The sequence below is a fragment of the Bacteroides sp. AN502(2024) genome (genome assembly GCF_041227145.1).
GTDB lineage: Bacteria > Bacteroidota > Bacteroidia > Bacteroidales > Bacteroidaceae > Bacteroides.
Window position 1 is genome coordinate 1,430,812 of record NZ_JBGFSP010000003.1, and the last position, 15,606, is coordinate 1,446,417.

The window sequence follows — 15,606 nt, forward strand, 5'->3', positions numbered from 1 at the left end:
AGGCGAGTATGGTTCTATTATATCATTATGGGTGGAATTTTGGCTACTATCTACACACTTATGAAATTGGCAGACCCTCTGCAAAAGTTATTATTTTAGCTCCGCTCGTAGAAAAACCTCCAACTCCTCATCGCCAAGTCCTAAACGTTTTCGGGCACGAGACCTCATCGTACGATAAGCCCCATCAGCAATGCAAAATATAGACAATATTTCTTCTTTCGTTTTATACATTCGAATAAGCACACATAGTACAATATCCCGCGGTGTAAGCTGCCAGCCTTGTTTCTTCAACCAAATAAAGAATTCGGGATCAATCATTTGACACTCTTCTACCAGTAGAAGATAGTCTTTGGCGGAAAACTGGGCAATAGACCGATTTTCCATAAGTTTACGAACTAAAGTTATATTTTTCTGTTTTGTCGGAGGAGAATCCAGTAATTGCTGTATTTTCTGAGTTTGAAGAATAGTTTGTCGCCGTTCGTCCGACAATTTCTGATACAACGTTATGGAGACTTTAATAGTAGCAGCTATCATTATGCCAACAACGGCCAACACGGGAATGGTATATTCAGATAGAACCGGTGCAGCCTCTATATGGATTTCTCTCGGCATTATCATATAAATCTCATCTGCCGTAATTAAAATAAAAGCAGCTATAAACTGCCAGTCTACTACTTCAGAAATTCCAATACGCTCTCCTTTTGCATGAAATGTCCATAGCAATGCTCCAACGAAAAGGGTCAGCCACATCAATAGATGCATGGAAGATGAAAATGCATCAACATACATTCCAGGGAAGAAGGCCTGAAATATATAGGCGGCCAGCAGAATCAAACAGCAGAGTACACCACCTGACAGTAATTGCTTAAAAGGATAAGTCGGAAATTTCATCACTCACTTTATCTTATGTTCTTGAAACACAAATATAGCGAAAAGAATATTCATATTGACACTCATCTTCAATATTCTTTTCATCGCTTTCACCGCTTACCGCCGCACCACCTCACGAGATACCCCGTAATAACCCGTTGCAGCCACATAAATCGGCTGCATACGTTTACCGATATTTTTCAGTTTGCCTTCTTCCAGTAATCGCCGGAGATGACGGTTCGCCGTAGTCCGTGTCATGCAGCATACTTCCTGAAAATCATAACGAAACATTACATCATGATCGACAAAATATTCCTTCAGCCGCATATCAATCTCTACCTCCGACAAGGATTCCGAGTGACGTGCATACTTGCTCCGGCAGACTTTAGCACCTCTAAGTTCCCCCCGCAAACGAGCATCAGGACGAAAACCGATTGTCTTCAACTCCATTTTCGACCATTTGTTCTTAGTGCTGCGAGTCACTTTCTCCGTGCTTCTCAAGATTGGAGCAAAATAGCCAAGTCCCTCAATATGCACCTCACGTCCCTCGCGCAGTTCTTCACCACAAATTTGGGCAAGCATCTCGAACACATTTTTTACATCACCTACGGAAAGCGAACTGCGCCCGTGAATCATGCGGCACAGTTTATCCGTTTCCACCTTACCATTCAAAAAAATGCGGGGATGCAAACCTTTCTCTTCCGAATCATCGGATTCACCGGGATTCTCATACCAATCGTAAAGTATAGCCATTAGTAGTTAACGGTTTAATAGTGAATACTTTTCATGCAAGACCTTTAGATTCATCAACGAACCACATTTGTGGTTCATTTAAATCACTTTTGTTATTCAATCGAATAACACTTGTCGTTTATTTAAATCACCGAGGTGAATCATTGATAGATCTTCAACAAAGATACGATAAAAAGCAGAGAAAAGGACGATAACAAGTTTAAATAATATTCAATTGACTGCCCGGCAACTGCTCCGTCTTCGGATATTTATCCTACTATCCATTTACTACCCGGTATATACGAGATTATCTTTGTTGTCACAAAACAACTGATAAATGTAACCACTGCAATACATGGTATAGCGGCAACAGTGGGAAGAGCTAACGTGTCCTTGAATACAGATACCCACAATCCGAGCCAGAAGATATGCATAAGATACATACCATAGCTAAGTTTCGAAGTTTCTGTCACCAACTTGGGAGCTTGCGGACGTTTGATACATGTAAACATGAGGAATGTGCCCGTTGTGAGAAGCACACAGTTGATGGTACAGAAAGCCCATCCTATTTCTATTACAGGGGTGGAATGGAGTTCGCCGGGTATAGCCTGAACATAAAATGAATAAATAGTCCATACAGCACCGATCACCATTAAAATGGTTCCTATGATAAAACGTTTGGAACGGTTCCATGTAAGGTGTACACGAATGTAATGTGCCAGAACGAGATAACCCAGATAACCGGAGAAGTACCACAATATATGGTATTCATTCCAGAAACATTGTCCCCACAGTTCACCGCACCAACGATTGAGATACGGCATACAGGTTGACAATACGAACAGTCCAATGAAGAAACGTTCTTCTTTTGCTGTGGCTTTACGCAGCCATGGAGATATAATAGGGATAAACAAGTAGAGACTTATCAGAGGATACATGAACCACAAGTGTCCGGCCAGTGTCGGAAAGTTCAGCAATATTCGCGACAAGTCCTTCACGGATGTTTCTCCGTCTATCTGTCCCCACAGCATGGGTAGGGTGCTGTACAGTATCATGAATATGAAAAACGGTGGCAGGATACGGAGACAGCGCTGACGATAGAATTGCCACATCGTCTGTTCCTCTTTCATCGGTGCAAGCAGGAAGGCGGAGACTATCATGAACAGGGGTACCGCCATACGTGAAAAACCGTCGTATACTGATACCCATAGCCGGTCTGCTTCATTAGCCAAAAAAGATTGAGGCCCTGCCATATCTGTGGATCCGGGAGCACCGTAGAAATTTTCACTGGCATGAACAACCATTACGAGAAAGCATGCAAACACACGGATGTAATCTAAAAAAACGATACGTTTCATTTATTCTAAGTTTTCTAGTTATTAATTTATTCTCTTGTATTCGGGAACGCAGAGATTCTCAACCGTGCTGCACCCATAGGGATCAATGTTATTTCTTCTTTATCACCTTTCACTGCATCTTCTTCCGGCAATACGCCACACAGTCCGGTTTCATCTATTTTCCATTCAGGTACCGGACGACCGATAGCTTTTACTTCTAAAGGTACACTGGCTACTGTGAAAGGATAGTTGTCAGCCGGCCAGGATTTACGGATTACCTTGAATTTCTTCAAAGGTTCTTTCTTATCCAATACCAATGAATAATTCCAGGGGCTATCCGGATAGATTTCAGTAGTAGGCCATTTCTGGGGATCAGCGCCTTTCTGCCATTTAGAATCACCGATAGCAGTCTCGCGGCTGTCTTTCTCTACATATTTCTCTGCAATCTTGAGAGACAAAGTGAGGGGGCCATAATCTACGCTTACGCTATTTTTATTAACCTGCCAGGTACGCATAGACAAAGACATCGGTAACGTCAGTTCCACGCGGTCTCCATTCGCCCATTCCCGATGAAGGCAAAGGTATTTTCCCGCTACAGGAGCTACATTTACCTTCTTACCATTCACGCGCACTTCTGCTCCTTTTGTCCATGAAGGAATTCGGAGATAGAACGGGAAAGTGACCTTTTCACCGGTAGAAACAGAGAAGGCAATGCTTTCCTCAAAAGGATAATTCGTCTCCTCGTGGAGAGTGATTTCCTTTCCGTCGCCCACCTTTACTGTAGCTTTACAAGCTGCATAAATAGCTGTAGCCACTCCGTTGTCGGGAGTTGCCAATACCAGATGTTCGGTAAAGTAAGGCCAGCCTTGTGCATGATTATGCTGGCAACAACGGCTGCTGAAAGGATTCATCGAAAGAAACGGGCCACGATTGTCAATGCCCGGATGATGATTCTTCGAATCACTGATGGCATGATTCGGGCAAGTGATATAGCGCAATGCTTTAAAGTCCGGCATCACGGCAGCAGGATAAGAGTTGAATGCTACTTCTTCACAATGTTCAGCCCACATAGGATCTCCCGTCATACAAAGCATGATTTCATCGGAAGCCATCTGTTCAACCAGTCCGCAGGTTTCTACTCCCTGGCGGGGATCGATGTATCCCAAACGGGCATTCTCATCCGCACCGAACATACCTCCGGGAACCTGACCAAAAGTACGCCGTATCAGATGATGGACATTATAAGAGGCTTTCAGCATCGCAGAATCTCCGGTCTGCATATAATAAGTGGCAGGTTCACGAAAACATTGGGCGATATTGACATTGTGCCAGTTAGGTAAGGAGGTCGATTTCGTCCAATCGGCTGTGTTGCGGTGAATCTTCTCGGCCAGTTCGAGCAGAAAAGCATCTCCGGTATGGTTGTAAAGCCAGTAGATACTGATGATGTTATCACCGCCACGGCTTTTTTCCCAATAATCTTCCAAAAGCTGGTCATCGGGAACGGTCATCTGCCATTTAAAGTAATTTGTCATCAGGTCAATGACACGCTGATCTTGAGAATACTCATAATAAGATTGCAGACACCATAGCATAATCATTTGTGCCCAAAGTTCACGTTTGCCGTTACGTTCATTGACCGGACCGAAATATCCATCCGGCTGACGACTGGCAAATACGCCTTCAATCCAATATTTGGTTTCTTCAATCATCTTCGGGTCATTCAGGATATATGCCAAATTACCATACCCTTTGAGCCAGTAAGGAACTTCTTCCCAACCGTGGTCTCCCCCAGTCGTCAACCAGGCATTATTATCTTTTTCCAGCCAGGCGCTGATCTCTCCCAAGTGTCCGGTCAGACCGTCACGTTGCAACTCCAGATACTTCTTCACCCAACCTTCAGGCTGAATACTACCTATCGGCAACTTTATAAAATTCAACGGACGAAGCGGAGCGCGATATCCGATATAATTGGTATTAATGGACTGTATGTCCGGTCGATCCACTACCGTCACCGTACCACTAGGGGAAGCAGACGCACAAGCTGTAACCGCCACTCCAAGCACTATTGACACAAAAAGTTCTTTCGTTTTATTTTTTTTCATTCCATCCATTTTACAGATTCCGAAAATCATCCTAATTTTGCTGCAAGTCCTATTGATGACCAATGAGCTAAACTAAAATCAAAGAACGGATAATCTCTGATTAGACAACCCGTTCTTCAATAGCATGAACTTACTTTATTACCTATTTATCTACAGAGAATTTGAAAACACATTGGCTTGTATACTTCTCGCCCGGACGAAGTACAGCCGACGGCCATTCCAGCTTGTTCGGTGTATCCGGATATTTCTGCGTCTCAAGACATACGGAAGCACGCTGGTTGTAAGTAATGCCTTTTTTCCCTTTTAGTGAACCATCGAGGAAGTTGCCCGCATATACCTGAATCCCAGGTTCGTTGGTATAAACATCAAGTACGATACCAGTCTTCGGTGATTTCAAAGAAGCACATTTACGGGTTACATCGCCTTTCGTGTTCAATACCCAGTTGTGATCGTAACCGTTACCATTTTTCAGTTGTACAAAATCATAATTGTTAATACGTTCGCCTACCGGAGTCGGTGTACGGAAATCCATCGGAGTTCCTTCTACCGGAACGATCTCGCCAGTCGTCATAAAGGTGCTGTCTACCGGAGTATAGTAGTCCGCATCCACCATCAACAAATGATCGGAATTGTTGCCGGCATCCCCTTCAAGGTTGAAATAGGAATGATTGGTCATATTTACAATCGTCGGTTTGTCTGTTTCCGCTTCGTATTGAATATCGATGGCGTTATCGTCTGTCAGTTTCATCAACACTTTACAGGTGATGTTTCCCGGAAAACCTTCTTCACCGTCTTCTGCGCGGTAAGTCAACCGCAATTCCTGCGGATTCAACAATTCTGCATCAAACACCCGATATTGGAATCCTTTCGGTCCACCGTGCAGACAATGGCCGTAATTATTGCGGGGAAGCTGATATTCTACACCATCCAATGTGAACTGCCCCTGATTGATGCGATTGGCATACCGTCCGATAGTAGCACCGAAATCCGAAGGTTTGCTGATATAATCCTGAATAGAATCGAAACCGAGAACAACATCACGCATTTGTCCGTCTTTGTCGGGAACCATCACTGAAACAATACGTCCACCGAAGTTCGTGATACAAACTTCCATGTTGTTCTTGTTACGCAGAGTGAATAAATCAGTCTTCTTTCCATTTATTTCTGTTTGGAATTTGCTCTGTAATAAACCGGAATCTGTGGCCTTTTCAGCTTTCGGAGTACAAGCTGCCATTAAAAGGGCGGCAACTGCCCATACACATAACTTTTTCATGATACATTTTTTTAGATTACTGTATACTATTCAATAGATCTACCTTTCCTTCATTAATCAACTTCAAAATCAACTCACCGAAAAGAGTGTTCTGCCAAGCAAACCATGCACGGGTAAATTTCTTCGGATTATCCTTATGAAAAGATTCGTGCATAAAACCGGTACCGGCATCTGTGTCCATCAACATCTTGATACATGTCTTGATTTCGGCATCATTCTGACTTGTAAAGGCTTTCATCATAATACTCATCGGCCACACCATATCATAACCGATATGCGGTCCGCCAATTCCTTCGCCTGCCTTGCCTTTGAAGAAATAAGGATTGTCCTCACTCCATACAAAACGGCGGGTATTCTGATAAATCGGATCATTTACATTCACATCACCCAGATAAGGCATTGCAAGCAGACTCGGCACATTGGCATCGTCCATCAGATGATGATTTCCAAAACCATCGACCTCGAATGCATAGATTTTACCATATTTAGGATGATTATACACCGCATATTTCTTTAAAGCTGTTTCCACCTCCTGCGCCAAGTCCTTACATTCTTTAGACAAGACCGTCCTCTTGTTTACCTTCTCCAGGATTTCGGCAGCCTTACGCAAGGAGGATACGGCAAAGAAATTGGAAGGAACCAGGAATTGAAGAGTGGTGGCATCGTCCGAAGGACGGAAGCTGGAAACAATCAAACCGACAGGTTTCACCGGTGCTCCCAGACCGTCATTGCTCACAGTATCCAGTGCACGTTCTGTTTTACGCTGGAATTTATAAGGGCCTACTCCTTCTTTGCGTTGCTGTTCCTTGAAGGTTTTCAGTACGTTAGTGATTGCCTGAATCCATTCTTCGGTGAATATGCTTGCATCTCCGGTAGTCTTCCAGTAGTGGTAAGCCAGACGCAACGGATAACACAGGGAGTCGATCTCCCATTTGCGTTCGTGCAATTCCGGTTTCATATCCGTAAGGTCGCTCATCCAGTGACCGTTAGGAATGGCACCGTCATTAAACGCATTTGCATACGGGTCGATATTGATACATTTGAACTGGCGGAGGATCACTCCTGCCAGCATTTCTTTCAGTTCGGGGTCCGAATTAGCCAGTTGCACGTAAGGCCATACCTGTGCACCGGAGTCACGTAGCCACATGGCATGAATATCTCCCGTATACACGAACGTATCCGGTTTGCCATCACTTCCCTTACGGAAATGTACGGTGGTATCCAGTGTATTCGGGAAACAGTTGGTAAACATCCATGCCAGCTTCGCATTTTTCAAAAGCTTCTGTACACGGAGAATCTCCTTCTCTACCGCATTGGAACGGAACAGGCGGTTAGATATTTCCGGACGATTATCTTTCTGAATAGCATCCGTCAGACATACATACATTTCCGTCATACGGTTAGAGGCTTGTAACTGGCCGCCGCAGAGCAGCATACCTGCCAGCATACCTGCGCTGATATATTTAATTTGTTTCTTCATGATTACTTCTTCTTTTTTAGTTCGTTAGAGAAAGAATAAGGGAAATCGGTTTCTTTTGTACCACGTTGCAGGTTGGGCTTTGTGTCCATCTTGAAAGAAATGCTAGCGCCATTCAGCAGGTCCTGATGAGTCAGGTAGTTTTTGGAATATTCTTTGCCGTTCAATGTCATCGATGAAATGTAACGCTTACTGTCTTCATTATTCGGAGCTGAGATAGTCACCTTCTTTCCGTTTTCCAGATGTAGCTTCATCTCCTTGAAGTAAGGAGTACCCAAAACATATTCATCCGTACCCGGACATACCGGATAGAATCCCATAGCAGAGAATACATACCAGGCGGAAGTCTGACCGTTGTCCTCGTCACCGCAATAACCGTCGGGAGCAGGAGTATAGAGCTTGTCCATCACTTCACGAATCCAGTGTTGTGCTTTCCAGGGTTGGCCGGAATAGTTGTACATATAAAGCATGTGCTGAATCGGTTGGTTGCCGTGTGCATAGTTACCCATATTCATAATCTGCATTTCACGGATTTCATGAATAACACCGCCATAATAGCTGTCATCAAAGATGGGAGGCAGAATAAATACAGAGTCCATCATCTGATTGAAGCCTTCTTTACCACCCATCAGTTCGATCAGACCTTGAGGATCGTGGAATACCGACCAGGTATAATGCCAGCTGTTACCTTCCGTAAAAGCGTCCCCCCATTTCAATGGATTAAACGGAGACTGGAACGTGCCGTCTTCATTCTTACCACGCATCAGTTTGTGCTCGGGGTCATACAAATTCTTATAATTCATCGCTCTCTTTGCGAAGATTTCAATCTCTTTTTTCGGCTTCTTTAAGGCTTTGCCGAGTTGATAGATACACCAGTCATCATAAGCATATTCCAGTGTACGAGCTGCATTCTCGTTAATACCTACATTATAAGGTACGTATCCCAGTTTGTTGTAATATTCATATCCCAGACGTCCGGTAGAACGAACGTTCGGATGCACTGCATTCGCTCCATGCTTCACAGCCTCCCACAACGTCTCGATATCGTATCCTCTCAATCCTTTCAGGTAAGCATCGGTAACGATGGACGCTGAGTTATTTCCAACCATGCAACCTCTATGACCGGGGCTTGCCCATTCCGGCAGGAATCCGCTCTCTTTATAAGTGTTCACCAATCCTTCCTGCATCTTTGCGTTCATGGATGGATACATCAGATTAAGGAATGGAAAAAGACAACGGAACGTATCCCAGAAACCGGTATCGGTAAACATATATCCCGGAAGCACTTCACCGTTATAAGGGCTGTAGTGCATCACGTCTCCTTTGGCATCTATTTCATAGAAGCTCCTGGGGAACAATACCGAACGATACAGGCAGGAGTAGAATGTACGCAAATGGTCGATATCATTGTCTTTCACTTCGATACGTCCCAAAACATCGTTCCACACCTTGCGTCCTTTTGCCGCAATCTGTTCAAAGCTGTCCGTACCCAGCTCTTTCAGGTTCAGTTCGGCCTGTTCAGGGCTGATAAAAGAAGAAGCTACACGCACATTTACCTGTTCGCCCTTGCGCGTTTTGAAACCAATCAGTGCACCGGCATGGTTATCTGTCGCTTCCAGTCTATTGGTATCAATCACCCCGCTGGCTACGGAAGCCGTATAAGTAAACGGTTTGTCGAATACCAGTACAAAGTAGTTTTTAAAGTTTGCAGGAACACCACCGCTGTTTTTAGTGGTATAACCGATAATCTTGTTCTCCGAAGGGATCACCTTCACAAACGAACCTTTGTCGAAGGCATCCACTACTATGTAAGAGTGGTCGTTTTCGGGAAAAGTGAAACGGAAAACTGCCGCTCTCTCTGTCGGAGCAATTTCGGTCATAACGTCATGATCGGCAAGATATACTTTATAATAATAAGGGGTAGCCGTTTCAGCTTTGTGAGAGAACCAGCTGGCACGCTGATCCTGATCGAATACCGCCTTGCCGGTGACCGGCATAATAGCAAATTGACCGTAATCATTGATCCAGGGACTTGGCTGATGGGTTTGTTTGAATCCTCTGATCTTGTCAGCGTCATACGTATACGCCCATCCATCGCCCATTTTACCTGTCTGCGGAACCCAAAAATTCATTCCCCAGGGGAGGGCAATAGCGGGGTAAGTATTTCCGGTAGATAATGCGTGCTTTGACTGCGTACCAACCAGCGGACTAACATAGTCCACCGGTCCGGTAATTGTTTTTGCAGTCATACTCCATGCACTAAATAACGTAAAAGCGAATAGAGCTAGTTTCTTCATGATATTCTTGTTTTATTTAGTAAGTTTTCCTTCAAGCATCTTGATAAAATATCCACCTACAACGGAACGTGCCTGAAAACCTCTTTGATTCGGTTCATCTGTAAATACCCAATCGGACATCGGAACACGGTTAGGTGTCACATTCATAAACAGATATACCGGTTCGACGAATTTCTCAAAGGTAGCCTTATCATTTGCCAATGTAGCTGTCCACATGATCCAGTCGGTTTTTGTGTATGTTTCACGATTATCCAACGGAAGACCATATTTATTTTGCTTCGAAAGATAGTAAGCTATTTCCGTTTCTGCAACATTTTTAGGGAAGATTTGCAGATTCAACAGTTTATCCCACACCAAGTTGTACTTCTGACTCCATGTTCCCGGCTTGTCAAATGTCAGACGATAGTGGTCACCATCATCTGCCATCTTCACCCACTCGGCAGCCATTTCTTTCGCTTTCTGTGTGTACTTCTCAGCCACCTCTTTCTTGCCCAACATATCTGCCAGATAACCGTATGAAGCGACACCCATGATCGCTTTGATAGAAAGGTTTGCATTGTGTGCAAAGTGACCTGCAAAATCATCGGTACAAAGTTGGTTAGCCGGATCAAGTCCGTTCTCTACCAGATAGTCTGTCCATGTGGTCAAGGATTCCCAATGCTTCTGTGCGTAATCAGCATTGCCTTCCATCTTTGCAATGGCAGCTGCCAGCACTACCATATTACCCGACTCCTCTACCGGCATATCACCGCCATAGGTCTGACCGTTAGCCAATGGATAAGTACCGACATCGTGTGCAGCAAATGGTTTCGCCCATTTTCCGCTTTCGCTATAATAGAAGATATGATTCATAGTAGCCTTTACCAATTCCGGATTGTAGTACAAAAGCAACGGAGCTCCCGGATAAGTCAGGTCGACTGTTCCGATGGAACCATTACTGAAATTCTCCTTAGAAAGAAATACTAAGTCACCGTTCGGAGCCTGTACCAATTTATGTGCAGCCAATGCCTGACGATAAGCCAATGCACAAAGTTCGGCATATTTGCGTCCACCGGCAGCAGTAGCTTGTGCCATCAGATTCTTGTCAAAAGCAGCACTATTCTTCATTTGTGTCTTGTATTCTTTCTCTGCTTTCTGGAATTGGGCAACAATCGTTTCATTGCCCTCACGGTTCCAGTAAGGACGCAGGTTATCACCAAAGTATTGAATGGAATAAATATCATCATATCCAATCAACAGGTGACCATCAGCTTTTTGTATTTCGCCCAATGAACGGACTAAAGCCAGTTTGTCATAACCGTTTGTGGCAGAAGCTTCTAACTTGTTATCAATAAAGCTCTTACGAAGTTCTCTGCCGCCACCGATCGCATAAGTACTGCTTTCCTTCTCAGCAGCCAGATAAAAATGTCCCCAGTCAATACGAACATCGTCACCCTTTTTCTTCAGAATATCCTGATTGCGGCTTCCGGTACGAAGGAATAACAAATCACCGTCAGTAAAGCTATCAGCAACAGATTCCTGGTGAGGTTGGTCAATTGCCCATTGCGGAGATGCCTCGAAATACAACTCAACCTGATGCTTCTGACCATCGTTGGAAGCTACTTCATAAGAAATGTAGTTAACCGGACGTGACAACAAGTCCAGATTATCCATAAACATAGGAGCGGTAAATGTAAGTTTCAAATCTACCGGACCGCAAGTAAAGGTATAATAGGTCTGCATGGGTTGTACATCTACAGAAGTTTGTTGTGCTGTTTGATGGAAAAAACGATAACCATCCAATTCTACCAGTAATCCGAAATCCAGCAGTCCGTTTCCTACCCGGTTATGACAATAACCTGCAATCAGATTTTCACCCGGTTTCAAAGATGCCACCACTTCTTCAGACAATTTCACCCATTCGTTCTTTTTACAAGCATTACCCGTATCTACAACCTTAATACCGTTGATATAGATAATAGCATCATCGTCATGAGAGAATTCCAAGTATACATTCTTTCCTGTCAAATCTTCCTGAATATCAGCTACCCGGCGTACCCAGATAAATTCTTCACCCCATTGAGTCTTGGCAGTATGTTCATTCTCCATTGTCCCGAAAGCAGCTTCGCCTTCTTTCCAGGCTTTATCATTGAATCCAACATTCTGCCATCCGTCAGCAGGCTGTTCAGTGGTATACTTTCCCGTCCAGTTACCTTGTTCGGATGTTTTCACCAAAGGTCTTAGTTCCAGCTCTTCCGTTCCCATGAAACGGTAGTTTTGTCCGTCTACTTTCGCAACTCCAAGCAAAGGAAAGTCCTTGCCCGTCCAATGTTTCACAGAGCTGTCATACAGATTGTCAGTAGTAGACCATGCACTAGTGTAAGGGTCAATCGTCACCAGTGGGTATGCCGGAGCACGTAATTCATTCTTCTCGTGCTGCTCTATCCGATTCTCACAGCTACAAAAAACAAAAGCTGTTCCCAGCAACAGCATCATCAGTTGTTGTTTCATAATTTAAATCACCTGTTTTATTTAATCTATGTTTACGCAAATTTCGTCATTTTCGATTTACTTCTTAGGCGGAAATAAAAGCATCAATGCCGGTATACCGGAAGCAGAATAGCTATCGATCTCCGAACCTGCCGGCAACTTTTTATGATATTCACCTCCGCATACATTCCGTGTCTTATCTCTGTTTGCCCAACCTGTTTGGATGGTACGTTTCAGGAACGAGAGATATTGGGTTTGTCCGCAATCATACACCAACCATGCCATATATTCCGCAAAGATAGCAGTATAGATACCCTGTTCAATACCAACTTCGAAAGGTAGCACTTTATGTTCTGCAGACATATCTTTCACTATATAGTCTGCTGCCAGAATAGCATTATCCAAATAACGCTTCTCTCCGGTCGCTTTATAAAGCAGTATGGATGCACCGATAAAGGTTGCCTGATTATAGACATGTGCCTTCCAGGCGGGATTGCCATTTCCATGACGACTATCAGCAATCCTTCCTGTTGCTTTATCCAACAGATTTTCCACTCCCCATTCGTAGATTTCTTTGCCTTTGGCAAGATATTGAGCTTTCGTCTGATAATCCGGCCGTTTGTCAGTCGATTCCTTTCTATTGTCAGGCACGTTATTGTAGAGGGTCAACGCAGCAACAACAGTCGGGAAGTTAATACAGGCCATTTTTCCATCACCGAACTTATTCGGTTTCGGATGATGAATGGGTTGCCATTGCCAGAACATACCTCCATTTTCTTTGTCATACGAACCTGTATCACCCACTTTTTCCGATCCATACCATACACGTTTGAAACTGGCTTCCGAGAGTTTCAGATATTCATCCACTCCAAAAAGCTCGTAGCCACGTGCCAGACTGATAGTCCACCACATGATGTCATCATAAATGAACCAGCCGGTGTTTTCGTTATTATCATCAAAATCAAATTGACAATATTGTGCTTTATTTCCTGCGAATATTTTCTCGCAAAGTGTTTTATAATAGCGTATCTTCTTTCCGTCTTTCTGTGCCTTTGCCAGTTTATAAGCATTCATCGCCATATCCCAATAAATAGGCTGACACCAGATAGCCGCTGCTCCATTGCCACGATCAACAGCACTCGGATAAGAGGAATTTGTTTTATAAATATATTTATTAGAGTCCAGTAATGTATTGTTAAATCCTTCATAAGCCGCCCATACATCTTTGTTCGTATATGCGTGCTTCTTCTGGTTTGCTTGTCCTAAATTGCCGACTGCCCATATAGTTGTTGATGCTCCCAACAACAACGTCAGGGTCAAAAGAATTTTGCCTTTCATGATTGTTTATAAGTTAATAGTATTTTTCCTGTTACAAAGATTGCAGAAATAGCTGAAAAAAAACGATAATATTTATTCAATAAAGAACAAATACAGACCAAAACGCTTTTCTACAATAAAAACATAGGATTAATAAAGGGATTATTGAAGAATAATTTCCCCTTATTCTGCCTTACGACAGAGATAAGGGGTATATAATCTACCTATTGAAAACTCATCCTGGTAAACAATTATTTATTATCTGCAATATCTGTGGATTCAATCCATTGCCAGTTATCCCCAACTAATGTTGCTGTATGCCCTTTTAAACCTGTTATTGTCCTGGTAGCACTTTGAGTAGGCCGCTCACCTTTCACTTCAAAATCCCAGGCTTCTACCAAATTCGGATTATCCGCACTTACACCTTCTTCATTACCCATATAAGAAGCATATACCTGATTTTCTGTCCGGTTTGTTTTCCAGATACGTATCTTCTTTATGTAGCCGGAGAACCATTCGTTACGATTTCTATTATTATCCATCATACAGAATCCGGTCATGTGAATTTGATTGGCTATGGATTGTTTATTGATATACGTTCTCCAAGGTTCACCCACACGAATGATTTCACCTTGTCTCGTACCGTCAATCATAGAATAACACTTCACATCTGTTGGAGTATCAAATCCCGGCAGTCCCTTATCCCTGAACAGGAACGCATAATGCACCCAACGATCTTTGGTCCAGTTGTCCGACTTCTTCCATCCCGGTTCCCATTCTTGCGGATTTGTGTGATTATTATCTTGCCAGTGAGCAACCATTGTTCTTAATAATCCCTTCGTACGATCCTGGGCACACCATCCGCTCCAATAAGGGGCGTTGGTCATGGTAGAAAGGAAAGTACAGTTGTCTTCTCCCTGTTTATTGCAATATTCTTTAATATTCACCCAAAGTTCAATCGTGAATGCCTGATTGTCATCCTCTCCAAACTTCACATAATCCTCGCTATAACCAAAGTCTATATAAGACCCGGCATTTCCGTCTACAAACAGATTCCAAGTTATTTGACTGTTATCCGGCCATGCAGAATCTTCTACTTCTTCTACTTTCTTATCGGCAGTAGCAATAGCCTCATCATAAATCTCCTGCGTCATATTTGTGATGGAACCGGATTTGATTCTTTCAGCCAGACCTTCCAAGTCTTTAGCTGCACTCTCCAAAACCGACTTATTTTCTACCGAATATTGTCCCTGATGATTTCCCCATTTCGTTTCATCGTTAACGATCGCGAGTATTTCATTCGCCTTAGCCAGCAAATTATTGATATACTGCTGTGCTTCCGAAGACAGATTGTAATATTTTGAATTTTTAAACTCATCAATCGCTTGATTTACCTTTGCTACAGCAGCTTCCAAAGTTGTTTCATCCAGTTCCTCACCAGCTTCTACCCGTGTTATCAGTGCATCCAACTCAGTAATAGCGGCATTTAATATATCCTTTCCGGTTTCAGGATATGTCCCGGGAGCAGTTCCGTAGGTTGAATTTTTCAATAAATAGTTCAATGACACACGGCTTTCCTGCAGAATACTTAATTGTGTATCTGTTATATACTTGTCCTCAATATCGTCACAAGCGGTAAATATCCCTGCCAGACTATAAATCAGGAAGAAAGAGAGGAGCATTGCTTCCTCCCTCCATTTATTAGTTAAACATTTCATGTTTTTCATCGTTT

Annotated in this window: 10 protein-coding genes; all 10 read right to left on the reverse strand. The window is 43.3% G+C overall.

Annotated features, from left to right (window positions below; all coding sequences use genetic code 11):
* Positions 1-90 precede the first annotated feature (90 nt).
* The gene (locus tag AB9N12_RS05605) at positions 91-891 is read right to left on the reverse strand and encodes a hypothetical protein (protein WP_369892815.1); all 801 of its coding nucleotides are present in this window, start codon (positions 889-891) and stop codon (positions 91-93) included.
* A gap of 96 nt (positions 892-987) precedes the next feature.
* Positions 988-1,623 carry an HU family DNA-binding protein gene (locus AB9N12_RS05610; protein WP_369890409.1) on the reverse strand — a complete coding sequence of 212 codons (636 nt, stop codon included), beginning with the start codon at positions 1,621-1,623 and terminating at the stop codon, positions 988-990.
* A 248-nt stretch (positions 1,624-1,871) separates the two neighbouring features.
* The gene (locus AB9N12_RS05615; RefSeq protein WP_369890411.1) at positions 1,872-2,960 is read right to left on the reverse strand and encodes an acyltransferase; all 1,089 of its coding nucleotides are present in this window, start codon (positions 2,958-2,960) and stop codon (positions 1,872-1,874) included.
* A 26-nt stretch (positions 2,961-2,986) separates the two neighbouring features.
* Entirely contained in the window at positions 2,987-5,041 is a 2,055-nt protein-coding gene (locus AB9N12_RS05620; RefSeq protein ID WP_369890413.1) for a beta-L-arabinofuranosidase domain-containing protein, read from the reverse strand.
* 142 nt (positions 5,042-5,183) lie between these two features.
* Positions 5,184-6,314 carry an aldose epimerase family protein gene (locus AB9N12_RS05625; protein ID WP_369890415.1) on the reverse strand — a complete coding sequence of 377 codons (1,131 nt, stop codon included), beginning with the start codon at positions 6,312-6,314 and terminating at the stop codon, positions 5,184-5,186.
* Between the two features lie 16 nt (positions 6,315-6,330).
* On the reverse strand, positions 6,331-7,749 hold the full coding sequence (locus AB9N12_RS05630; protein WP_369892816.1) for a glycoside hydrolase family 125 protein: 1,419 nt from the start codon (positions 7,747-7,749) through the stop codon (positions 6,331-6,333).
* A 47-nt stretch (positions 7,750-7,796) separates the two neighbouring features.
* Entirely contained in the window at positions 7,797-10,088 is a 2,292-nt protein-coding gene (locus tag AB9N12_RS05635) for a GH92 family glycosyl hydrolase (protein ID WP_369890417.1), read from the reverse strand.
* A 12-nt stretch (positions 10,089-10,100) separates the two neighbouring features.
* Positions 10,101-12,578, reverse strand: coding sequence for a glutaminase domain-containing protein (locus AB9N12_RS05640; RefSeq protein ID WP_369890419.1), 2,478 nt, complete (start codon positions 12,576-12,578; stop codon positions 10,101-10,103).
* Between the two features lie 57 nt (positions 12,579-12,635).
* Positions 12,636-13,895, reverse strand: coding sequence for a glycoside hydrolase family 76 protein (locus AB9N12_RS05645; protein ID WP_369890421.1), 1,260 nt, complete (start codon positions 13,893-13,895; stop codon positions 12,636-12,638).
* Between the two features lie 230 nt (positions 13,896-14,125).
* Positions 14,126-15,592 carry a DUF4972 domain-containing protein gene (locus AB9N12_RS05650; protein WP_369890423.1) on the reverse strand — a complete coding sequence of 489 codons (1,467 nt, stop codon included), beginning with the start codon at positions 15,590-15,592 and terminating at the stop codon, positions 14,126-14,128.
* Positions 15,593-15,606: the final 14 nt, after the last annotated feature.

Coding starts and splice junctions, on each gene's coding strand:
- AB9N12_RS05640 (WP_369890419.1), bottom strand. CDS start 12,578: ATGAAACAACAACTGATGATGCTGTTGCTGGGAACAGCTTTTGTTTTT.
- AB9N12_RS05645 (WP_369890421.1), bottom strand. CDS start 13,895: ATGAAAGGCAAAATTCTTTTGACCCTGACGTTGTTGTTGGGAGCATCA.
- AB9N12_RS05625 (WP_369890415.1), bottom strand. CDS start 6,314: ATGAAAAAGTTATGTGTATGGGCAGTTGCCGCCCTTTTAATGGCAGCT.
- AB9N12_RS05630 (WP_369892816.1), bottom strand. CDS start 7,749: ATGCTGCTCTGCGGCGGCCAGTTACAAGCCTCTAACCGTATGACGGAA.
- AB9N12_RS05610 (WP_369890409.1), bottom strand. CDS start 1,623: ATGGCTATACTTTACGATTGGTATGAGAATCCCGGTGAATCCGATGAT.
- AB9N12_RS05650 (WP_369890423.1), bottom strand. CDS start 15,592: ATGAAATGTTTAACTAATAAATGGAGGGAGGAAGCAATGCTCCTCTCT.
- AB9N12_RS05615 (WP_369890411.1), bottom strand. CDS start 2,960: ATGAAACGTATCGTTTTTTTAGATTACATCCGTGTGTTTGCATGCTTT.
- AB9N12_RS05635 (WP_369890417.1), bottom strand. CDS start 10,088: ATGAAGAAACTAGCTCTATTCGCTTTTACGTTATTTAGTGCATGGAGT.
- AB9N12_RS05620 (WP_369890413.1), bottom strand. CDS start 5,041: ATGAAAAAAAATAAAACGAAAGAACTTTTTGTGTCAATAGTGCTTGGA.
- AB9N12_RS05605 (WP_369892815.1), bottom strand. CDS start 891: ATGAAATTTCCGACTTATCCTTTTAAGCAATTACTGTCAGGTGGTGTA.